This window comes from Paenibacillus sp. YAF4_2, from assembly GCF_052113225.1.
In the GTDB taxonomy this organism is placed as follows: Bacteria; Bacillota; Bacilli; order Paenibacillales; family Paenibacillaceae; genus Pristimantibacillus.
Genome location: NZ_JBFRCT010000003.1, coordinates 130,316 through 150,417 on the forward strand (window position 1 = coordinate 130,316; position 20,102 = coordinate 150,417).

21 protein-coding genes are annotated in these 20,102 nt (G+C 48.7%); 17 read left to right on the top strand and 4 right to left on the bottom strand.

What is annotated here, in order from left to right; all coding sequences use genetic code 11:
* Positions 1-21 precede the first annotated feature (21 nt).
* The 6 genes from AB4Y93_RS08130 to AB4Y93_RS08155 all read left to right on the top strand — a co-directional run bounded on the left by AB4Y93_RS08130 (position 22) and on the right by AB4Y93_RS08155 (position 4,897).
* Positions 22-1,701, top strand: coding sequence for a sensor histidine kinase (locus AB4Y93_RS08130; protein WP_441890747.1), 1,680 nt, complete (start codon positions 22-24; stop codon positions 1,699-1,701).
* Positions 1,698-2,375, top strand: a complete 678-nt coding sequence (locus tag AB4Y93_RS08135; protein ID WP_167279471.1) for a response regulator — start codon at positions 1,698-1,700, stop codon at positions 2,373-2,375. Before AB4Y93_RS08130 ends, AB4Y93_RS08135 begins: the two co-directional genes overlap by 4 nt.
* Before the next feature lie 139 nt (positions 2,376-2,514).
* Positions 2,515-3,138, top strand: coding sequence for an FMN-dependent NADH-azoreductase (locus AB4Y93_RS08140; protein ID WP_441890750.1), 624 nt, complete (start codon positions 2,515-2,517; stop codon positions 3,136-3,138).
* 172 nt (positions 3,139-3,310) lie between these two features.
* Positions 3,311-3,466, top strand: coding sequence for a hypothetical protein (locus AB4Y93_RS08145; RefSeq protein ID WP_441890752.1), 156 nt, complete (start codon positions 3,311-3,313; stop codon positions 3,464-3,466).
* 439 nt (positions 3,467-3,905) lie between these two features.
* A complete protein-coding gene (locus tag AB4Y93_RS08150; protein ID WP_441890754.1) occupies positions 3,906-4,490 on the top strand; it encodes a C40 family peptidase in 585 nt (194 codons plus the stop codon).
* Positions 4,491-4,576: 86 nt separating this feature from the next.
* A complete protein-coding gene (locus AB4Y93_RS08155; protein WP_441890756.1) occupies positions 4,577-4,897 on the top strand; it encodes a hypothetical protein in 321 nt (106 codons plus the stop codon).
* Between the two features lie 133 nt (positions 4,898-5,030).
* On the opposite strand, the gene AB4Y93_RS08160 is transcribed toward AB4Y93_RS08155, so the two are convergent.
* The gene (locus tag AB4Y93_RS08160) at positions 5,031-5,261 is read right to left on the bottom strand and encodes a hypothetical protein (protein ID WP_441891595.1); all 231 of its coding nucleotides are present in this window, start codon (positions 5,259-5,261) and stop codon (positions 5,031-5,033) included.
* Positions 5,262-5,391: 130 nt separating this feature from the next.
* Between AB4Y93_RS08160 and AB4Y93_RS08165 the strand changes: the two genes are divergently transcribed.
* The 8 genes from AB4Y93_RS08165 to AB4Y93_RS08200 all read left to right on the top strand — a co-directional run bounded on the left by AB4Y93_RS08165 (position 5,392) and on the right by AB4Y93_RS08200 (position 11,793).
* Positions 5,392-5,874 (top strand): tetratricopeptide repeat protein, encoded by a 483-nt coding sequence (locus tag AB4Y93_RS08165; protein ID WP_441890758.1) that lies wholly within the window; start codon positions 5,392-5,394, stop codon positions 5,872-5,874.
* Positions 5,875-6,290: 416 nt separating this feature from the next.
* Positions 6,291-7,448, top strand: a complete 1,158-nt coding sequence (locus AB4Y93_RS08170; RefSeq protein ID WP_441890760.1) for a Gfo/Idh/MocA family protein — start codon at positions 6,291-6,293, stop codon at positions 7,446-7,448.
* A gap of 15 nt (positions 7,449-7,463) precedes the next feature.
* Entirely contained in the window at positions 7,464-8,537 is a 1,074-nt protein-coding gene (locus AB4Y93_RS08175; RefSeq protein WP_441890762.1) for a Gfo/Idh/MocA family protein, read from the top strand.
* A 30-nt stretch (positions 8,538-8,567) separates the two neighbouring features.
* The gene (locus AB4Y93_RS08180) at positions 8,568-9,431 is read left to right on the top strand and encodes a sugar phosphate isomerase/epimerase family protein (RefSeq protein ID WP_441890764.1); all 864 of its coding nucleotides are present in this window, start codon (positions 8,568-8,570) and stop codon (positions 9,429-9,431) included.
* Between the two features lies 1 nt (position 9,432).
* A complete protein-coding gene (locus AB4Y93_RS08185) occupies positions 9,433-10,257 on the top strand; it encodes an AraC family transcriptional regulator (protein WP_441890766.1) in 825 nt (274 codons plus the stop codon).
* Between the two features lie 425 nt (positions 10,258-10,682).
* Positions 10,683-11,252, top strand: a complete 570-nt coding sequence (locus AB4Y93_RS08190) for an alpha-L-fucosidase (protein ID WP_441890768.1) — start codon at positions 10,683-10,685, stop codon at positions 11,250-11,252.
* Positions 11,210-11,629 carry an alpha-L-fucosidase gene (locus AB4Y93_RS08195; RefSeq protein ID WP_441890770.1) on the top strand — a complete coding sequence of 140 codons (420 nt, stop codon included), beginning with the start codon at positions 11,210-11,212 and terminating at the stop codon, positions 11,627-11,629. Before AB4Y93_RS08190 ends, AB4Y93_RS08195 begins: the two co-directional genes overlap by 43 nt.
* A 17-nt stretch (positions 11,630-11,646) precedes the next feature.
* On the top strand, positions 11,647-11,793 hold the full coding sequence (locus tag AB4Y93_RS08200) for a hypothetical protein (protein ID WP_441890772.1): 147 nt from the start codon (positions 11,647-11,649) through the stop codon (positions 11,791-11,793).
* A gap of 45 nt (positions 11,794-11,838) precedes the next feature.
* Here the strand turns inward: AB4Y93_RS08200 and AB4Y93_RS08205 are convergent, their stop codons facing one another.
* Entirely contained in the window at positions 11,839-12,741 is a 903-nt protein-coding gene (locus AB4Y93_RS08205; RefSeq protein ID WP_441890774.1) for an AraC family transcriptional regulator, read from the bottom strand.
* Positions 12,742-12,909: 168 nt separating this feature from the next.
* Here AB4Y93_RS08205 and AB4Y93_RS08210 point away from each other — a divergent pair, with 168 nt between their 5' ends.
* From AB4Y93_RS08210 to AB4Y93_RS08220, 3 genes are all read left to right on the top strand, one after another.
* Positions 12,910-14,661: a beta-galactosidase gene (locus tag AB4Y93_RS08210; RefSeq protein WP_441890776.1), complete on the top strand. Its 1,752-nt coding sequence runs from the start codon at positions 12,910-12,912 to the stop codon at positions 14,659-14,661.
* A gap of 10 nt (positions 14,662-14,671) precedes the next feature.
* Entirely contained in the window at positions 14,672-16,138 is a 1,467-nt protein-coding gene (locus AB4Y93_RS08215; RefSeq protein WP_441890778.1) for an arylsulfatase, read from the top strand.
* A 190-nt stretch (positions 16,139-16,328) separates the two neighbouring features.
* The gene (locus tag AB4Y93_RS08220; RefSeq protein ID WP_441890780.1) at positions 16,329-16,550 is read left to right on the top strand and encodes a hypothetical protein; all 222 of its coding nucleotides are present in this window, start codon (positions 16,329-16,331) and stop codon (positions 16,548-16,550) included.
* 94 nt (positions 16,551-16,644) lie between these two features.
* Here the strand turns inward: AB4Y93_RS08220 and AB4Y93_RS08225 are convergent, their stop codons facing one another.
* Both AB4Y93_RS08225 and AB4Y93_RS08230 read right to left on the bottom strand, forming a co-directional pair.
* On the bottom strand, positions 16,645-18,414 hold the full coding sequence (locus AB4Y93_RS08225; RefSeq protein WP_441890782.1) for a sensor histidine kinase: 1,770 nt from the start codon (positions 18,412-18,414) through the stop codon (positions 16,645-16,647).
* Positions 18,411-19,838: a response regulator transcription factor gene (locus tag AB4Y93_RS08230; RefSeq protein WP_441890784.1), complete on the bottom strand. Its 1,428-nt coding sequence runs from the start codon at positions 19,836-19,838 to the stop codon at positions 18,411-18,413. The genes AB4Y93_RS08225 and AB4Y93_RS08230 overlap by 4 nt, the downstream gene beginning before the upstream one ends.
* Positions 19,839-20,102 lie beyond the last annotated feature (264 nt).

The following is a 20,102-nucleotide window of genomic DNA, read 5'->3' on the forward strand; positions in this document are numbered from 1 at the left end:
GTAGAAGAGGAGGGATGCCGGATGCCAAGGGAAATTCGGGAGAGCGAGCTCGCTGCGCTTAAGGAAATCGCAGAAATGCTCAACATGACCAATGATATGGATCAAATGTTGAATGATGTGTTAGCGAAGCTACTTGAAGTGACTGATTTTACGACAGGCTGGATTTTCTTAATTGATGATGATGTGCCTGGAAATACTTGCGCGGCCCATCATAACCTGCCTCCCGCTTTAACGGTCGGCAATTATGCGCTTATGTGCGGGGAAGACTGCTGGTGTGTGGAGCGTTATCGCCAGCTTAAGCTTACCCATGCTGTTAATATTATTGAATGCAAAAGAATTAACTATTCAGTTACTCATCAATTGGGCAGTACAGAAGGGATTACCCATCATGCGACTGTACCACTCAAGGCAGGCAAAGACCGGTTCGGACTGCTGAATGTTGCGCAGGCTGGCAAGGAACAATTCAGCGAGGAAGAGCTTGCTCTGCTGCAGGCTATCGCCCTTCAGATTGGAACAGCGATAAATCGGATTCGACTGTATCAGGCGCAAGAACAGAATGCGATGCTGTATGCAAAGCTTGGAGACGTGATTCAGCAGATTAACGGTGTTCAGGATATTAATCAGCTGCCGATCAAGGCGGTACAATATATTGGAGACGCCTTCGGCTGGCCGAATGTCTCCTTATTTATGTTTGACGGGCAGCAGTTATCACTTAGGGCTTTATATTCTAACGGGAAAGTGACAAAGGAATGGCAGTCACTCGCCACGGAGTCTGCTGGTCTTGTCAGCTTGGCTCTGCGGGACAATCGTTTGGTTACTGAATCGTCTTGTATCGAAGGCGGTTTGTTAAGCAGTGTTGGTATTCCGCCATATCGTTCGGCAGCAGCGATTCCACTGCGTGTCCGCAGCCGTACGATTGGCGTGATGTTCATTAGTAGTCCGGATCAGCGGCAATTTGATGGGCTTAATGAGGACTTTATGTATTCACTTGGTGATCATTTTACATTAGGTGTAGAGAATTTGCGGGTGTACGAGCATCGGAGCGAGCTTGCCCGCATGGAGGAACGGAACAGGATGGCGCGAGATCTTCATGATTCTGTTGTACAGAAGGTATTCTCTTTATCTTTCCTTGCGAAAGGAGCGGAGACCATCCTTGCTGGAAAGGATCCTGTTGTGCAGAAGTCTCTTCTCGAAATTCAGCAGCTCTCGCAGGAGGCGCTGAAGGAGATGCGCACGCTCATCTGGCAGCTTCATCCAGCAGGCTTGGAGAATGGACTTCTGCCAGCGCTTAAGCAATATGGGCAAGGGCTTAACTTAACGGTTTATGACCGGACGGACGGGGTGAAGGAGCTCCCTCGTGCAATTGAAGAAGCGTTCTGGCGGATCGGTCAGGAAGCCTTAAATAATGTTCGGAAGCATTCCGGGACAGAGACCGCTTATATACGGCTCAATAAGCAGCAGGATGGGGCAGCGGTTCTGGAGGTTAAGGATGAAGGAGCCGGTTTTCAAGTGGACCGGAAAAAAGGACGTCAAACGTTGGGGATGCGTTCTATGCGAGAGCGGGCAGAAACGCTTGGCGGCTCCTTAACGATTACAAGCGGCAGAGGGAAAGCAACCATAGTTAGAGCGATTATACCGCTTGAATCGGTGCAGGCGCATTGCGCAGAAGAGAAGGGAAGCAACGGTGATTACTTATTATGAAAATCAAAATTTTGCTTGCAGATGATCATCAAATCGTGTTAAAAGGAATCTCATTCTTTCTTTCGATGCAGCCGGATTTCGAATTAGTCGGGGAAGCACATAACGGGCAGGAAGCCGTGGAAAAGGCGGCAGAGCTTCAGCCGGATATCGTTCTAATGGATCTGAATATGCCGATTATGGACGGGATTGAGGCAAGCGCCTTAATTAAGGAACAGCATCCGCATATCAAAGTGCTGGTGCTGACTAGCTTTTCTGATCAAAGCCATATCGTTCCTGCCCTACAAACCGGCGCGATCGGCTACATGCTGAAGGATGTAGAGCCGGATCAGCTCGCTGAGGCGATAAGAAGCGCCTATAAAGGGAACATTCAGCTGCACCCGGATATATCACGAGCGCTGCTTAGTCGTCCGGAGCCGGAGGCTAGAACGGAGCTGGTTAGACGGTCTGTGAGTAAGGACAAATCACTTGATGCATTGACGCCAAGGGAGCTTGAGGTGTTGGAGCTGCTCACGAAAGGGCAAAGCAATAAGGATATTGCACAGACGCTTATTGTCGCCGAAAAGACCGTTAAGACGCATGTTAGCAGCATATTGAGTAAGCTCGAATTGACAGACCGTACGCAGGCAGCGCTGTTTGCGGCACCCTTGTTTCAAGATAAGGGGCAAATGGCATAAAGGTTCTACGCCTAAAGTCGTAAGACTAGTCCCGAACTATTTTCCGCCTAATTGCTGATGTTGGCGGGGTTAAATCTCTATAAAATAAAGGTAGTTACAAAAAGTTACTGCAAATTATTTTATGGAGGGAATTAAAAAGATGAGTACTGTACTGTTCGTAAAAGCAAATGACCGTGGAGAACAAGCTGTCAGCGTTAAGCTGTATGACGCTTTCTTGGCTAGCTATAAAGCAACTCACCCGCAAGACACTATTATTGAGCTGGACCTGTTCAAACAAGAGCTTCCTTACCTGAATGCTAACCTGATCAACGGTGGCTTCAAATCGGCTCAAGGCATGGAGCTGACTGCAGAAGAGCAAACAGCTGTAAGCATTGCAGACAAATACCTGGATCAATTTATTGCTGCAGATAAAGTTGTATTTGGCTTCCCGCTTTGGAACTTCACAGTTCCAGCTGTACTGCACACTTACATTGACTACTTGAACCGTGCAGGCAAAACATTCAAATATACAGCAGAAGGTCCAGTTGGTCTTCAAGGCGACAAAAAAGTTGCATTGCTGAACGCTCGTGGCGGTGTATATTCGGAAGGTCCTGCTGCTGCAGTTGAAATGTCCAGCAGCTTTGTAAGAAACGTAATGGGCTTCTTCGGCGTAACGAACTTCGAGACGGTTATCGTTGAAGGTCATAACCAATTCAGCGACAAAGCAGAAGCGATTATTGCTGAAGGCGTAGCGAAAGCTGAGCAAGTGGCAGTAGGCTTCTAATTTTATCAATATGTGTAAGTGAATAAATATAAAGTCCCGTATTTGCCTTGAGAAAAGGGTGGAATACGGGACTTTTTTCTTAGTTTACGACAAATTTTGACAAGTTTATTGATGCGGAAGTACAATAGGGCTCTAGTGTACAACATGATGCATTTGACGGAGATGGTAGCAGGTGGATAAACAGTTTTTTGCGGAGATGAGAAAGATCAGCCATGAGGACGAGCTTAGATCTAAGCTGCTGCTGCATGGTGTAAAGCGGATTCTGGAGGAGAGACAAGAGAAGCTGCTCGGATTTATAAGAAAAAAAGAAGAAAAACATCTTATGTAAGATGTTTATATGATGCAGCCAGGCATAGATGCCTGGTATATTTTTTATTCCGCAGCGAACAAACCATATGCAAATCTAAAATTAAAAAACTTTAACGAGCTATTTCCCTAATGTAAATCTGCATTAGTATAACGTCATAATTAGAGAAATAAATATGCGATATAACCCTTTTTGCGAATTAAATATTGGGTTTTATTTAAAATATAAGTAAATTACTTTAATTTTAGTCTTATTTTTTTATCTATGTCCGTATTTATTTACATTTTATTCTTTTCAGGAGAAAAAAGGATTAATAAAAGAATACTTATTTTCCGGATTTGCAATCGAATTGGTAACTTTTATTGGCTGACTCTCCCAGTAGAAGTCATTAGTATAAAAGTGCCAAACAAAACTTGATCTGGCAGCTTATACACGAATACACACTGGGAGGAATATATACATGACTAAAAAAATGATTTTCAAAAAAGGGATCATCACCCTTGCCGGCGTCATTGCATTATCCGGAGTTGTACAAGCACCTGCAATTGGAATAACCACTCCTAAAGCGGCAGCGGCTACTACTGTCCAAAGTACGCAGCTCAGTAAATTGATTACAAAAGGCAAAACCCAGCTTGGTGTCAAATGGCGCAGCGGAGTGCAAAAGGCCGGCTACGGCTTTGACTGCTCCAACTTTACTTCCTGGGTATACAGCAGCACGCTCGGTATCAAGTTCTCCAGCGCTTCGCGCACACAGCGTTACAGCAGCAGCATCGGGAAGCAAGTTATCCTTGATTCCAAAAATAAATATAAAAACCTGAAAGTGGGAGATCTGCTGTTCTTCAAAAACTCAGCTGATCCCGGTGACGGAACATTAAACCGCTCCACAAGCGGAGGCGGCGGTCACGTCGGTATCTATGCAGGCATCGTGAATGGCAAGCATTATATCCTTCAATGCGGCGGCGGACGTGCAAAGGTAACCTACGAGCCAATGGAAGGCACATGGTTTGCATCTTCGCTGGTTTACGCGAAAAGAATTGTGAATTAATACCGGCGGGACGACAAGAACATATATACAACGGAAGTCGCATAAACTGCGGCTTTTTTTGTTTTTTGTATAGAAGTTCTTGTCATGTGCCTATCAAGAGCAGTTTATATTCTATTTATATAGCTGCTTTATTCTATATAACATCGGCATTAGAAATATTAACGGACAACTGGGCACATCACGCCGGTTACGGTTATGGGCTTGGCGTAAGAACCCATATTTCTAAAGCGGGCAGCGGCTCCCTGTCCCCACTCGGCGAGTTCGGCTGGAGCGGCGCGGCCGGCTGTTTCGCTATCATCGATACCGAGTCACAGTTGACCGTCATGTATGCGCAGCATTTGGTGAACAATCAGGAGCCTTACGTACATCCTCGATTAAAAAACATCGTGTACTCCTGCCTGTCATAGGGATCCGGACAGTCCGAGACAATATGTTAGCAAGGAACGATAGTTTAGAACCATTTAATGGCAGCCGATCTGAGGATCAGCTGCCATTTTAATGTTTCCTCCGTCCTCGGCGTCGCGGGGATTCGGGCCGAGGTCAAATCCCCGTACGATACTTACGTTCGCTGAAAGAATCCTGTTTCGTACGGCTCTTGTTCTTCTCATCCTGCTGCCCGATGGTCTGGTCCTCGACCGGGATCGGATCGACCGTACGCTCGCTGGCGAACTTGTCGAACAAGCTTTCTTTTTCGGTCGGAATGCCCTCCGGATTATCGCGCTTGCCTTGCTGCTGCCGCCGGCGGTCGGCGCTTCGTTCGAATGGCTTCATCGCTGTCACCTCACAAGTAGATTGTATATCTACTTACCCATTTTCCGGTATACCTTAAACCTTGTGAATTTGCGAAATTCGCATATCTGTTGTTAGATGAAATAAATGAAAAGCGTGAGGAAGGGTACCCATGAATCAATTAGAAACTGCTATTCAATTAAGAGAGTCAGGAAATTTAGAAGAGGCACGATCGTTATTGCTTGAATTACTAGATCAACAACCATTAAATCCTTCTGTTTGGTATCAATGTGCATGGATTCATGACGTTCTTGGATTAGAAAGAGAAGCAATACCTTATTATCAGAAATCATTAGAACTTGGATTAAAAGAAGAGGAAAGAAAAGGTGCGTTATTAGGGCTTGGAAGTACATATAGAACTTTAGGGATGTATGATGAAGCCAAGTTAATATTTGAAGGAGCTATTAAAGAATATCCAGATCGTAGAGAATTTCAAGTTTTTCATGCTATGGTCTTATACAATCAGAATGCATTCAGTGAAGCGATGTCAGTTTTATTAAAGCAATTAGCAGAAACAAGTAAGGATGAGGGAATCCAAGACTATAGTAAGGCAATCCTATTTTACTCAGATAAATTGGATCAGATATGGAATTGAAGTTGAAGAGTCGTGAAACGGAGGGAAAACTTGGAGTTTTCGGAGCGGGAGTGCCCGCCTTTGTCCAAAAACAACAGCGGCCGAAAGCCCAAGCTTTTTCGTAGTGGCATTAGGCTTGTTTATTTCTAAAAGAGAAATTAAGGGAGCCACAGTACTCGACTTTATTCCTGCCCTTTAACTGTGAAAGTTAAATACAAGTGTATTCAAAAATAACAGCGGCCGAAGAACTAAGCTTTTTTACAGTTTCCATAGGCTTGTTCATGAAGGACATTTAACTGTGATAACTTCCTGATCAGAACAACCAGAGTTAAATGACGCCCATTATTGGCTCATTAGAATCAAGCGCTTACATCGTACTTCATGCTAGAATGAAGAAAGAGATTCCTTATTTCATCAAGTATGGAGAGGGTGTAATCATGGTACGTATCGGTATTGTTGGATTAGGAAATATGGGAACGGGGCATGCCCGTTATTTGATTACAGGAGGCGTCAAAGGAGCTGAGTTGACAGCAGTGTCCGATGTGCGTCCGGAGCGTTTGGCAGAAGTGAAGGAAGAGTGGGGCGATCATATTCAAGGCTTCCTCAGCCCGCAGGAACTGTTCAAGTCCGGAGCGGTAGACGGCGTCATTATTTGTACACCACACTATGATCATCCGGAGCAGGCGATCGCGGCATTAAACGCAGGTCTTCATGTATTGATCGAGAAGCCGGCTGGTGTCTACACACGTGCGGTTCGCGAAATGAACGAAGCTGCAGCGCAAAGCGGCAAAGTATTCAGCATCATGTACAATCAGCGTACGAATCCGCTGTATGCGAAGCTTAAAGAGCTGATTGCCTCCGGTGAACTAGGCGAAGTGCGCCGTACGAACTGGATTATTACAGACTGGTACCGTTCGCAAAGCTACTATAACTCGGGCGGCTGGCGCGCAACTTGGGCTGGCGAAGGCGGCGGCGTTCTCATTAACCAAGATCCACATCAGCTGGATCTGTGGCAATGGACAACAGGTCTTATGCCAAAACGTGTCCGTGCGTTCTGTCAATTCGGCAAACACCGGGATATTGAAGTAGAGAATGATGTTACGGCTTACGTTGAATATGAAAACGGTGCAACAGGTGTATTCGTAACTTCTACGTTCGAAGCACCAGGTACAAACCGATTCGAAATTTCGGGTGACCGCGGTAAAATCGTTATCGAAGATAACAAACTGACCTTCCATCGTCTGCGTGTATCGGAGACGGAATTTAATAATACCTTCACAGGCGGCTTTGGCTCACCGGAATGCTGGAAGTTCGATATTCCAATCAGCAACGGTGGCGGCAGCCATATGGAGATTACCCAAAACTGGGCAGATGCGATTAACAAAGGAACAGCACTTATTGCTCCTGGCGAAGAAGGCATTAAAGGCCTGATGATCTCGAATGCGATGCTGCTTTCTACTTGGACAGACAGCTGGGTAGATCTGCCGATTGACGAAGAGTTGTTCTATAACAAGCTGCAAGAGCAAATCGCCAAATCCGAATCGAAGAAAAATGCAAATGAATACCATACCCTTGATGTTACAGGTACTCATTAATCAGGAGGTCAAATCATGTCTTCATCTAACGGAATGAATTATGCGCCGCAAGGTAAACCGCGCCCTGTTGTTTCGCAGGGCGAGTTCATCTTCGCTGCGATGTCGCTTGACCACGGACATATATATGGCATGTGTAACGGCCTTCGCGAAGCGGGCGGCACTTTGAAATGGGTGTACGATCCGGACCCTGCCAAGGTGGAAGTATTCTGCCGGACGTATCCGGAGGTACAAGTAGCGTTTTCCCAGGAGCAAATCCTGCAGGATAACGAAGTAATGCTGGTAGCTGCAGCAGCAGTAACGAACGAGCGCGGCCCGCTTGGGGTGAAAGTCATGCAGCACGGCAAGCATTATTTCACAGACAAAGCACCGTTCACAACGCTGGATCAATTGGCCGATGCCAAGAAGACAGCTGCAGAGACAGCTAAAAAATATTCGGTTTATTACAGCGAGCGCCTTCATGTTGAAAGCGCGGAATTCGCTGGGCAGCTTGTTAAAGACGGGGCAATTGGCCGCGTCCTGCAAGTCATCGGCTTAGGACCGCATCGTCTGAATGCACATATGCGTCCGGAATGGTTTTTCCAAAAGGAGAAATACGGCGGTATCCTATGTGATATCGGCAGTCATCAGATTGAGCAATTCCTGTATTATGCAGGGTGCAAAGATGCTACAGTCCAGCACAGCAAGGTGGCTAACTATAATAATAAGCAGTATCCAGAGCTTGAGGATTATGGGGATGCTACCCTTATCGGAGATAACGGCGCTACGAACTACTTCCGCGTTGACTGGTTTACACCGGATGGCCTGTCTACCTGGGGGGATGGCAGAACGATGATTCTTGGTACCAACGGTTATATCGAACTCCGCAAATACGTGGATATCGCGAGAAGTAACACGGGAGACCATCTGTTCCTGGTTAATGGCGAAGGTGAACATAAGATTGAAGTGAAGGATCAGGTAGGCTTCCCTTACTTTGGAGCACTCATTCTTGATATATTGAACGGAACGGATCTGGCAATGCCGCAGGAGCATACATTCAAAGCAGCCGAACTATGCCTTGAGGCGCAAAGACAAGCTATACGGGTCGAATAGAACAACCATTAGCGAAAGAAGGGTTCATATATGAAACTGTCTATCTTCACAGTAGCAACCCCCGAGCTGTCGCCGGAGGAATTAGTAAGCGTTGCGCGCGAAGCCGGAATTGACGGTATTGAATGGCGGTATAAAGAAGCGCCGGAGAATGCAGCAGAGCAAAAGCCATCCTTCTGGGGCAACAACCTGTGTACACTGCTTCCTTCCGGTGGTGAAGCGATGGTTGACCGGTTCCGTGAAGCGACGGCTTCGCAGGGCTTAAGCTCCATCAGCGTAACGCCTTATTTGACGGCTGGTGATCTGGAAGCAACCGAAGATGTGCTCCGCGCAGCCAAACGTATGGGGGCGAAGTTTATCCGCCTTGGCGTTCCGGGTTATGATCGTTCCCGTCCTTTTGGTGAGCTGTTCACGCTGACTCGTCAATATTTGAAGGACTCGGAAGTTCTTTGTCGTCAGTACGGCATTAAAGGCTTGGTCGAGACTCATCATCAGACGATTGCGCCAAGCGCATCGGCTGCTTACCGCTTGGTAGAAGGACTTGATTCTTCCTTCATCGGCGTCTTATTTGATCCGGGCAACATGGTCCACGAAGGCTTCGAGAACTACCGGATGGGCATGGAGCTTCTTGGCCCTTACCTTGCACATGTACATGTGAAAAATGCAGGTTTCGTAACAGACGGAACAGCCGAGGACGGAAGCACGCGCTGGAAGTCAGAATGGAACGGTGTTAAGGAAGGCGTTGTGCCTTGGAAACAGGTTATCGCCGATCTGAAAGCAGTAGGTTACGACGGTTACCTTGGTGTTGAAGACTTCAGCGGACAGTTCCCGGAAACACAGCAAATGCTGAAACATTTTGTCCAATATATGCAAGAGCTGCTGCAAGCCGAGGCTTAATATGCTGGACTTGCACTACTGGTCGGACCAGCCGATGGAGCCGTTTTTTCACTCCCATATGTTCTACGAGGTTTATTATTTCCACGGCGGCAAATGCAACTATCTGATCGGCGACCAGATTTATGAGCTTGCCCCAGGTGATCTGATTATTATGTACGGCATGACGCTTCATTGCGCTAAGACAGACCCAACGGTTGAGTATATCCGTTCGATTATTCATTTTGAACCAACCTTGCTCCAGCCTTATCTCGAACTGCCTCATGCTCGGAACGTTCTTCAGCCGTTCCAACAGCTCAACAATTACAGGCTGCGGCTGCGGGGCGAGGATAAGGCAGAGGTTGAGCGAATTCTAGCAAGGATGCATGAGTATCAGAAGCGCGGGGATACGATTGGTGAAAACCGGCTGCGGCTGGCGTTTGTTGATTTGCTGTACTTGATTCTCGATCTCTGTGAGCAGCCGCTTCTTCATCGGAACAGACAGGAATACAGCTCTGAGAAGGAAGCGACTGTACAACGCATTATTTCAGTGCTGGAGGAACGTTATACCGAGGATATCAATATGGAACAGCTGGAGGAACAGCTTCATCTTAGTAAGTCGTATCTATCCAAGCTGTTTAAAGAAGTCACCGGTGTAACGATCTTTCATTTTATTTATAGAAGGCGAATTAACGAAGCCAAAATTTTATTCCTCATGCAGCCTGATCTGTCGGTCACGGAAGTATGTTTCCGTCTTGGCTTCAAGCATCTTGCCCATTTCAGCCGGTTGTTCAAGCAGTATGCGGGCATGACGCCGGAACAGTTCCGGAAGCGGGAACCGATTTTGTGAACGTGAAAAATCTCTAGCGCTGCCTCTTCGTGAGCAGCAAGCACGACGCTAGAGTACAACGACATAATAATCCCGATTTAGAACCTTGAGAAATCAAGGTTCTTTTTTATTTTGTACGTATTTTCTTGTCGTTTTTTTTTTTTTTTTTGGACATGAAAGTCTCGTTATACCGAACTAACGACATAAAAATCACCTTAATGAGGTTTATTGAAGGATAGAGGATAGAGCTCCAGGTGGGATTTATACCGGCTAAACATAAATTTACTGCTTAATGATGAGGTTTTTTATGAGTGGTTATTACAGTGGTGGGACATCAATTTCCCTGAAAAGTTATACATAACAAATTGAATGTTCACTATTGATTATTAGGCTTGATGATGCACTGGGCATCGGGCTCCCAGCTTGGCATTTACGAATCATGGTGCATGAGTGACGATAGCGCTCACTGGTCTCGGTCGGCTGTTGATTGGACGGACGATATGAACGAGTTTCGCGTGCAGTATCGGAATATGTATAAGTCTTTTAATCCCGTACGTTTTCAGCCGGAAGTGTGGGCGGAGCTCGCCGAGCAATGCGGATTTAAATACTTCATGTTCACAACGAAGCATCATGACGGTTTTTGCATGTGGGATACGAAGACGACCGATTATAAAATCACGAATGAAGCTTGTCCATTCAGCACGCATCAGTATGCCGATATTTGTAAAAGCTTGTTTGATTCGTTCCGCAAACGGGACATCCCGATTCATGCTTATTTTTCTAAACCCGATTGGCACAGTCCTTACTTTTGGGCACCGGAATTCGCTTCTCCTGACCAGGCGACAACCAGGCATACGAATTACGATATCGGTGAACATCCAGAGCTCTGGGAACGGTTTGTGGAGTACACGCATAATCAAATTTTTCATTTCACTATGACGATGAATATAAGTCCCCAAGAGAGATCGTTCACTTGCTCATTCAGGTGGTGGCCAAAGGCGGAAATCTTACCCTGAATATTACACCTCTGCCGGACGGGAGATTGCCTAAGCGCGGTGTTGCTTTAATGCTGGAGCTTGGTGGTTTTCTAAAGGATTACGGGGAATCGATTTACGGGACGCGTGCGTACGAGCCGTACATTAGCGGGGAGCTGGCTTTTACGCGGAAAGGCAGCAGCATCTATGTCTTTTACCAATACGCGGATGACCATGCTCAAGCGGCTGGAACCATAAAGTTTCCGGTCACGTTTGATGTGAAGTCAGTTCAGCTTCTTGGCGTTGACCTGCTGGTCGATTTCCGCCGGGTAGACGGGGAATTGGAGCTTAGCCTTCCCCCGAGACAATGGGACAAGGCTCCTTACGCCGATGTATTTTGCATTGAGATTTGCCCGTAGTAGATGAGGGAATTGTGATGACGCCGGACATGTATAAGCGCTGTCTTGTGCTTGGCGCGGCTTCAGTCGTAGTCGGCGGTGCAATTACCCGCCAGTTGAAAAAAACGAGGCGGTTCATAGAAGCGCAGCATGATGTAATAGGAACAAACAAGCCTGGCATCTAATGGTGCTGGGCTTGTTTGTTTAATTTGGCTTCAGCCTTATTCCTATTATTCGCCGGACACGGGGACATCCGAGACGTTACCCTGATGCTTCGGCTTGAATGCAGTCGGCGAATGGCCAGTCCAGCGCCGGAATTGCCTGGAGAAGTGGCTGGCCGATTGAAAGCCGAGCCGCTCTGCGATTTCAGAGACTGGCAAATACGAGGTGACGAGGAGCTCCTTGGCCAGCATCAGTTTTCTCCGGCTTAAGTATTGGCGAGGCGACATGCCATACACCTTGGTGAACAGCTTAGTACATTGGCTGCGGCTCATATTCAACTCTTTCGCCACGTTTGTGATCAAGATATTGTCGGATTGATCGAGCGACAGCTTCTCCTCAATGGCATGCGCCGCATCGACGGCTGTTAACGTGACGCTGCCCTTATCAATTCTTCCATCGCTTTGCCCGCGAATTAATGAAAGCATCTCCCGGATGATAAGTAGAAGGTTCGCTTGCAGCAACAGCTTTACTTCCAGTTGGGACTCAGCAACGCTCGCTTCTTCACGCGGTGGCTGCTCTGTCAATTCACGCAGTTCCCCGGTGTAACGGCTCAGCCTGCCGGAGCGGGCGGCTTCGGAGTCGGGCACAAGACGGTAGGAAGCTGCGCCTAGCAGGCTGCGGATCTCCAGATCGTCCAGGTCGAAATGCACATTAAAGAACTCGTAATCCATTTGGGAAGAATTCACGGTCCTGTGCCTCTCCCCCGCGTTGATCAGCAGCCAGTCCCCCGGCCGAAGCGTAACCATCGTACGATTGATTTCCTGTTCCACCTCGCCGCCCAAGCAGCAGAGGAGCTCGAACAAATGATGATGGTGCCGCGGGTATTCCCAGCCAGGCGGGAATTTGCCGAAATGAAAGCCGGTCACCTGAAGGGTAGAGGTCATGTTCGGGAAGTCAATCACGTTATGCATGGCGGATCACTCTCTCGCTAGTGGTTTGCCTTTTATTCTATCACATCCAACTTCAACTCGAATGTACGAATGGCACAAATGGTATAGAAAATGAACCATTTGGCGATTGAGGCTCGGGCTTGCAATTCGGATAATGGAGCTGAAGTGATTCATATTGGAGGGGTAACAGTGGCTGATCTTGAAAGAAAAGGTACGCAATTTCTGCTGGATGGAGAACCAATCCGGATTTTGTCCGGTGCTATTCATTATTTCCGGGTGGTCCCTGACTATTGGGAAGACCGTCTGCTCAAGCTCAAAGCTTGCGGTTTCAATACGGTGGAAACGTATATTCCATGGAATTTGCACGAGCCGGAGGAAGGAGGATTCTGTTTTGACGGATTGGCGGACGTCGAACGGTTCATCGCTCTCGCAGGGAGGCTCGGTCTTCACGTCATTGTCCGGCCTAGCCCGTATATATGCGCGGAGTGGGAATTCGGAGGATTGCCTGCCTGGCTGCTGCGTGAGCCGGATATCCGGCTGCGCTGCATGGATAGCGCTTATTTGAGCAAGGTGGATGCCTATTACGACGTACTTATTCCGAGGTTAGTACCGCTGTTAAGCACGAACGGCGGACCCATTCTTGCCGTGCAAATTGAGAATGAATACGGCAGTTATGGAAACGACAAGGAGTATTTGTCCTATCTGAAAAAGGGTCTGCAGGAGCGTGGCATCGATGTGCTGCTGTTCACCTCCGACGGGCCGACGGATCAAATGCTGCAAGGCGGGACGTTGCCGGACGTGTTGGCCACCGTGAACTTTGGTTCCAGACCCGAGGAAGAGTTCGCGAAATTCCGGGAGTACCGTCCGGAGGAGCCGCTCTTCTGCATGGAATATTGGAACGGCTGGTTCGATCATTGGCTCAAACCGCACCATTGCCGGGATGGGGGAGACGTGGCGGATGTGCTTGACCGGATGCTGAACACAGGCGCTTCGGTCAACTTCTACATGTTCCACGGCGGAACGAATTTCGGTTTCTATAACGGGGCGAACTATCAGGAGAAATACGAGCCTACCGTTACCAGCTATGATTATGATGCGCCGTTGTCCGAGTGCGGGGATCTTACGGAGAAGTATATGGCGGTACGCGAGGTGCTTCGCAAGCACGGCGCCAAGGTTTCAGAAGTTCTGCCGGAGCCGGCTCGCAAGAAAGGTTACGGAACCGTGGCCATGAAGGAAGCGGCGGACTTATTTGTTAATCTTGAGTCATTGTCGAGCTCTGTTCGGCGCTCCTGTCCGGAGCCGATGGAGAAGCTCGGCCAAAACTACGGCTTTATCCTGTACCGAACGCTTGTAACGGGTCCGCGTAAATCGCAAGAGCTGCACTTGCAGGATGTACACGACAGGGCGCAGGTATTCCTTGACGGATGCTGGATCGCAACGGTCGAGCGCTGGGAACCGAAGCCGATAGTCGTGGATATTCCGGTGCAAGGCGCAACGCTTGATATTCTTGTCGAGAATATGGGGCGCGTCAATTACGGGCCTCGCTTGAAGGATGCCAAGGGCATTACAGAGGGCGTGCGCCTCGATAATCAATTCCTGTTCGACTGGACGATTTATCCGCTGCCGCTTGCCGATCTGTCAGCCTTGCCGTTTGAGCGGCTCACGAACCAGTCAAAGACTTCTGAACATCCGACGTTCTTCAAAGGCGAGGTCATCATCGACGATATCGCCGATACGTTCATGCTCCTCGAAGGATGGACGAAAGGGGTAGTCTGGATCAATGGCTTCAACTTGGGGCGCTACTGGGAGAAGGGTCCGCAACGAACGCTGTATGTTCCTGCTCCGCTGCTCCTCAAAGGCCGCAATGAGATCATTGTTCTGGAGCTGCATGGTACGGATATGCCTGAACTTCAGCTGGTCGAAGCACCGGATCTCGGATAAGGAGGCGGCAATGAACGACTCGAGACCAAATTTGCTGCTGATTACTGTAGATCAAATGAGAGGCGACTGTTTGAGCATTCTTGGGCATCCGGTGGTGGAGACGCCGAATTTGGATCAGCTGGCGCGCAGGGGGATGCTGTTCCGCAATGCGTATTCCTCGACGCCTACCTGCGTGCCGGCACGTGCGGCGCTGTTCACCGGCATGAGTCCGCGTTCGCATGGCCGCGTCGGTTACGAGGAGAAGGTACCGTGGAATTACGAGCATACTTTGCCAGGCGAGCTGGCAAAGATCGGCTATCATACGCAGTGTGTGGGCAAAATGCACGTCGATCCAGCGCGTAGTCTGTGCGGCTTCCATAACGTTGTATTGCACGATGGCTACTTGCATCATAACCGATTCAAGCATACGAACACGGTAGCGGAGTCGCATGACAGCTGCGACGATTATTTGCCATGGCTGAGGGAGCGCGCGGGAGCCGGGGCGGATCTCATCGATCTTGGTCTCGACTGCAACGCCTCCACAGTGGCGAGGCCATGGCATTTGTCGGAGGCGCTTCATCCGACGAACTGGGTCGTAACGCAATCGATCGATTTTTTGCGCCGGCGTGATCCGAGCAAGCCCTTCTTCCTATGGAGCTCATTCGTTCGTCCGCATCCGCCCTTCGATCCGCCGCAAGTTTACTGGGACCGGTACGACGGGGCGGACTTCCCGGACCCGGTCGTCGGCAAGTGGGCAGCACAGGACGATCCGGCCCGCGGCGGTCTTGACCCTGTGACCCGGTCGGGTATCGTCCCGAGAAGACGCCTGCGCCGTGCGATGGCCGCTTACTACGCGCTTATTACCCATATCGATGACCAGTTGGGAAGGCTTATGAACGCGATGGAGGAATATGGGGTTCTGGACCAAACAATCATTGTCTTCACCTCCGACCATGGGGAGATGCTTGGTGACCATCATCTGTTCCGCAAGGCGCTCCCTTACGAGGGCAGCGCGAAGGTTCCGCTGATTATAGCCGATCCGGGCGGTTTGCTTGGAGCTCGTCAAGGGATAACCGTCAATGCTGTTGCTGAACTGCGGGACATTATGCCGACCCTGCTTAGCTGCGCAGGTGCGGACATCCCTCCGGCAGTGGACGGCGAGAACTTGCTGCACGCGCGGGAGCGAGATCAGGACGGCAGCTGGAGATCCTATATTCACGGAGAGCATGCTTACGGTGAACAATCGCATCAATTTTTGACGGATGGCTGTCAAAAGTATATCTGGTTTACACAGACGGGGGAGGAGCAGTTGTTCGACCTGGAATGTGATCCGCATGAGCTTACGAATATAGCCGGGGAGGAATCGCACTCCGCCAGCATGCAAATGTGGCGTGCACGCCTCATCCGCGAGCTGGACGGGCGGGAGGAAGGCTACGTACAGGGCGGAGGGCTCGTCGCTCGGCGGAGGCCGTGGACAACTCTCAGCCATATCTTATAGTTACAGAATGGGGAGAGTTTACGGCGGCAGCTTGCTGCATTCTCTCCCTTATTTATTGCTCCATTCGTTGAATCCAATCGCAAGACAGAGCGATCGTATAACATGATTGTAAAAAATTTACTATAAACAGATAAAACCAATAGGATATGGCTCGTTCCTCTATCAACAACAATAGATGTATTCACCTCTCATGGAAGAGACGGAGACTGTCATCCAAGTAACGGGTGCGACGCTGGGCCACGGGGACGGTAAGGAGACGGCAGCTGCTCCTGCTGCCCGCAGTGTTACTGTGACGACACTCGAGGGATTGCCTGGCGATGTGAACGGCGATGATAAAGTCAGTATAGGCGGCCAAGCCATCGTAGCAACTCATTATGGCAAAAACACGCCATATTGGAGTAGGGTTGAATAACAAGAAATAAAGAACGAAGGACATCCTGTCGCTGAAAATCGACGGGATGTCCTTTTATTTCTCCAAAATATTGCAACGTAGTGGAACCGCAAGTTCAAGTCATTGAGATGGGCAGGCGTAACCGCACAACAGTGCCGCTTCCAAGCCAGCTGTTGATTTCGATGCCGTATTCTTCGCCATAATGGAGGCGAATCCGGTCGTGTACGTTTTTGATGCCAATATGCTGATTGGCCGTGCGGTCTTTTGATCGAAGGGTGCTCCTGAGCTGCTCCAGACGTTCTGGTTCCATGCCGACTCCGTTGTCTGTCACAGTGATTTCCATATGATGCTCTTCCCGAAGCTCCGCTTGAATGACGACCTTGCCTCCTAGGGCATGAGGTTCCAGACCGTGGGTCAGCGAATTTTCGACAAGTGGTTGAATAATCATTTTAGGTATAAGAACGCTGGGCAGCTCCTCCGATATATATAAATTGAACTGGATTCTGCCCGGGAATCTTCCCTGATGAATCGTTATATAAGAGCCGACGATCTTCAGCTCTTCCTCCAGCCTTACTTCATTCGCTCCCTTAATGCTGTAGCGCAGCATCCGGCTTAAGGCAGCGGTAATTTCGTAGATCTCTTGATTCCCTTTTACAATGGCGATACCTTTGATCGCATCCAGCGTATTGCTGAGAAAGTGCGGATTGATTTGACTTTGCAGGAACGACATCTCCGCGCGCTGCCTTTCGATATCGGCCTGGTAGAGCTCGCCCGTCGTCTCCAGCAGCTGCTGCGTCAGATCGTTGATCCGGTTCAGCATGGTGTTGAACTGGGTCGAGATAACCTCAATCTCGGCGTAGCCCTTCAATTCCACCTTCGTATGCAGCACTTCCAGATTGCCGCTCTTCAGCCGCTTCATGAATGCGATCAGTTTTCCGAGTGGCTTCAGTATATTCATCATGAGAACGGAATAAGGGATTGTAACGAGCAGGATCGTAACAAACAACGTCACATAGCTGGTACGCTTCAGCCCTTCCAGCTCCTTGATTAGATTGCCAATCGGCACTGCAGATACGATATTTCCTTTGATCTCCGGTAAGGCGAATGATTGGATTGCGAAGGACTTTCCTCTAATCTTCTCCATGACGGCGCTTTCGCCATAACCGGAGTAGCGCGCCAGACGCTTCCCATCAAGGTTCAAGTCCAATCCACTTGCATTCGCATAGACCAGCTCGCCGCCGTTTGTACTAAGATAGAAGCTTGTACCTGACAGTCTAGGAAACTTCTCAATCTCGGATTGAATGAAATTGGCATCCATGATAACTGCGATAAAGCCGATCTTTTCTCCGTAGCGGTAAGTATCTTTCGATGCGAATAGATTCATACCGAAGAGGAACGTATCTCTGATGACCACAGTATCCGCCTTTCTGAATCCACCGTAGTGGACGTTAACATCGTTGTCAAGCATATTGTCCATCATGTTCTGAGCCAACCCGATTTGGCCATGCAGCGAAGTATGCTTACCGGAATCGTTCACGATAATAATATCTACAATATTGGAGTTGGTGCTTTTGATGACCCCCATCAAGCTCTGTACTTTCTTCGACAGCTCGTAATTTCGTAGACGGTCGTTCTCCGCAAGAAAGTCCTGTACCGTCGTGTCATAGCCCAGATTCATCATAATACCCGAAATGTTGGCGTAATTATCGGATACCCGCTGCTTTAGATTGGTTACCAGTTCCATGTTGTATTGCGTGTTCTGGTTAACGATTACTTCGCTGGATTGCCTGAATGCCAGAATGCTTACAAGCGGGATAACGGCAAGGAGGATAGCGCCGATCGCGAGCACCTGCGTTCGAATGGAAAGCTTGCTGAACGCTCTCATCGTGACTCCCTATACTGAGTTGGCGTCATGCCGTTCAGACGTTTGAAGATGCGGGTGAAGTAAAAGTAGTCATTGAAGCCACATTTTTCTCCAATCTGGCTTACCGTCATATCGGTCTCGGCCAGCAGTTTGCAGGCATATTGGATTCGCTGGCGGGATAAATACTCCACGAAATTTTCTCCGACTTCTTTCTTGAACAACTGAGACAAGTAAGTGGGACTCAGGTAGAACTTTTCGGACAAGCTCTGGATGGATATTTCCTGATTAAAATGATGATGAATATACGCAAGGATCTCCTTAATACGATTATGCGTAACGCCAGCGAGCCGCGAGAATAATTCGTCGGAAAAATGCTCAAGCGTATGCTTCACCAGATAGTCGATCATGATGTCGGAATGGCCGTAATCGTAATAGAGCTGGTCATAGCCCTCCAGAAAACGGGCATTTTCCTTTATGCCTTTCCTTGTGAATAGATACATAACGGTATTAAAGATCAAATAAGCGTCCTTAATGGTTAAGGCATATCGGTGGAACATCGGTCTGCAGGACTCCATCACGGCCATGAACCGCATACGGTCCTTCTGGGCTAGTGCATCAGTCAGTTCCGCTATCAGGCTGCTCAACACAGTTTCAGAAGTCACAAACGGCCGATAGATGCCGCCTTTGCCTGTCGAGAAGCTGCCGTATGCCGCCACGGATGCCGCCTCCAGTGAAGCTTCCAGCTCAGCTGGGCTTGTTGAGGGAGAACCGATACCGATGCTGTAGTCTATAGCGATGTCTGGCTTATCGAGCGGACTCAGTAAGCTGTCTGCCAGGTGGCTATAGACGAGAATACCGACACGCCTCTTATTCATGCGGAAGCGGATATGTTGGACATCTTCACGGAATGGCGCGTGCGCATAGCCTTGCACGAGGATCGGTGTAACGGGCATGCCAGCATTAACCGGCATGCCGGCAGCAACCAGCTTCTCCGCCAGCAGCAGCTCGTTTCCGGAGCATAACAGCTCGTACAGATCCTGGGTGTCCCGCTGCGGCCCCAATTGGTCCCGATGCTTCAAAGAATGAGAAAGCTTGCCCAGCATGTTCTCGATTTCCTCGATCTCGAACGGCTTCAGACAGTAGCCGAATGTCCCGTAATTCAACGCCTTCTGAGCGTATGCAAATTCTGCGTGCCCGCTCAACACGGCAAAAATCGTACGTGGGGAGATTTCCTTGCCCTGCTTAATTAGCTCAAGACCGTTGACGAGAGGCATCTTAATATCGGTCAGAACGAAGTCCGGCCGCAGTTTTTCGATCAGCTCCAGCCCTTCCTGTCCATTTTCTGCTGTTCCTGCAACTTGAAAACCGTACTTCTCCCAGCGTACGCCGGTTTTTATCCCTTCTACAATCCATCGTTCATCATCGACGATAACTGTTTTATACACAGCAACGCCCCCCTTTACAGCAATCGTACTCGAGCATCCTCACGAAATCGTATAGAAAAAAGTATGATAAATATGTGTAAAACTATGATTTTTCGAAAAAGTAAGCACTTTCATAATTATGAACAAGAATATACCGATTTTATCTATACTGTGCAGTCCTAAATGTTCATTATAATATGGCTGAATACATGATGGAAGAGGATGTCTCTTCCTGCGTTCGAGCAGCAGAATGATAAATGATATAAGACAGAGCGGAGCGAAAAA

Coding starts and splice junctions, on each gene's coding strand:
- AB4Y93_RS08130 (WP_441890747.1), top strand. CDS start 22: ATGCCAAGGGAAATTCGGGAGAGCGAGCTCGCTGCGCTTAAGGAAATC.
- AB4Y93_RS08135 (WP_167279471.1), top strand. CDS start 1,698: ATGAAAATCAAAATTTTGCTTGCAGATGATCATCAAATCGTGTTAAAA.
- AB4Y93_RS08140 (WP_441890750.1), top strand. CDS start 2,515: ATGAGTACTGTACTGTTCGTAAAAGCAAATGACCGTGGAGAACAAGCT.
- AB4Y93_RS08150 (WP_441890754.1), top strand. CDS start 3,906: ATGACTAAAAAAATGATTTTCAAAAAAGGGATCATCACCCTTGCCGGC.
- AB4Y93_RS08160 (WP_441891595.1), bottom strand. CDS start 5,261: ATGAAGCCATTCGAACGAAGCGCCGACCGCCGGCGGCAGCAGCAAGGC.
- AB4Y93_RS08165 (WP_441890758.1), top strand. CDS start 5,392: ATGAATCAATTAGAAACTGCTATTCAATTAAGAGAGTCAGGAAATTTA.
- AB4Y93_RS08170 (WP_441890760.1), top strand. CDS start 6,291: ATGGTACGTATCGGTATTGTTGGATTAGGAAATATGGGAACGGGGCAT.
- AB4Y93_RS08175 (WP_441890762.1), top strand. CDS start 7,464: ATGTCTTCATCTAACGGAATGAATTATGCGCCGCAAGGTAAACCGCGC.
- AB4Y93_RS08180 (WP_441890764.1), top strand. CDS start 8,568: ATGAAACTGTCTATCTTCACAGTAGCAACCCCCGAGCTGTCGCCGGAG.
- AB4Y93_RS08185 (WP_441890766.1), top strand. CDS start 9,433: ATGCTGGACTTGCACTACTGGTCGGACCAGCCGATGGAGCCGTTTTTT.
- AB4Y93_RS08190 (WP_441890768.1), top strand. CDS start 10,683: ATGAGTGACGATAGCGCTCACTGGTCTCGGTCGGCTGTTGATTGGACG.
- AB4Y93_RS08200 (WP_441890772.1), top strand. CDS start 11,647: ATGACGCCGGACATGTATAAGCGCTGTCTTGTGCTTGGCGCGGCTTCA.
- AB4Y93_RS08205 (WP_441890774.1), bottom strand. CDS start 12,741: ATGCATAACGTGATTGACTTCCCGAACATGACCTCTACCCTTCAGGTG.
- AB4Y93_RS08215 (WP_441890778.1), top strand. CDS start 14,672: ATGAACGACTCGAGACCAAATTTGCTGCTGATTACTGTAGATCAAATG.
- AB4Y93_RS08220 (WP_441890780.1), top strand. CDS start 16,329: ATGGAAGAGACGGAGACTGTCATCCAAGTAACGGGTGCGACGCTGGGC.
- AB4Y93_RS08225 (WP_441890782.1), bottom strand. CDS start 18,414: ATGAGAGCGTTCAGCAAGCTTTCCATTCGAACGCAGGTGCTCGCGATC.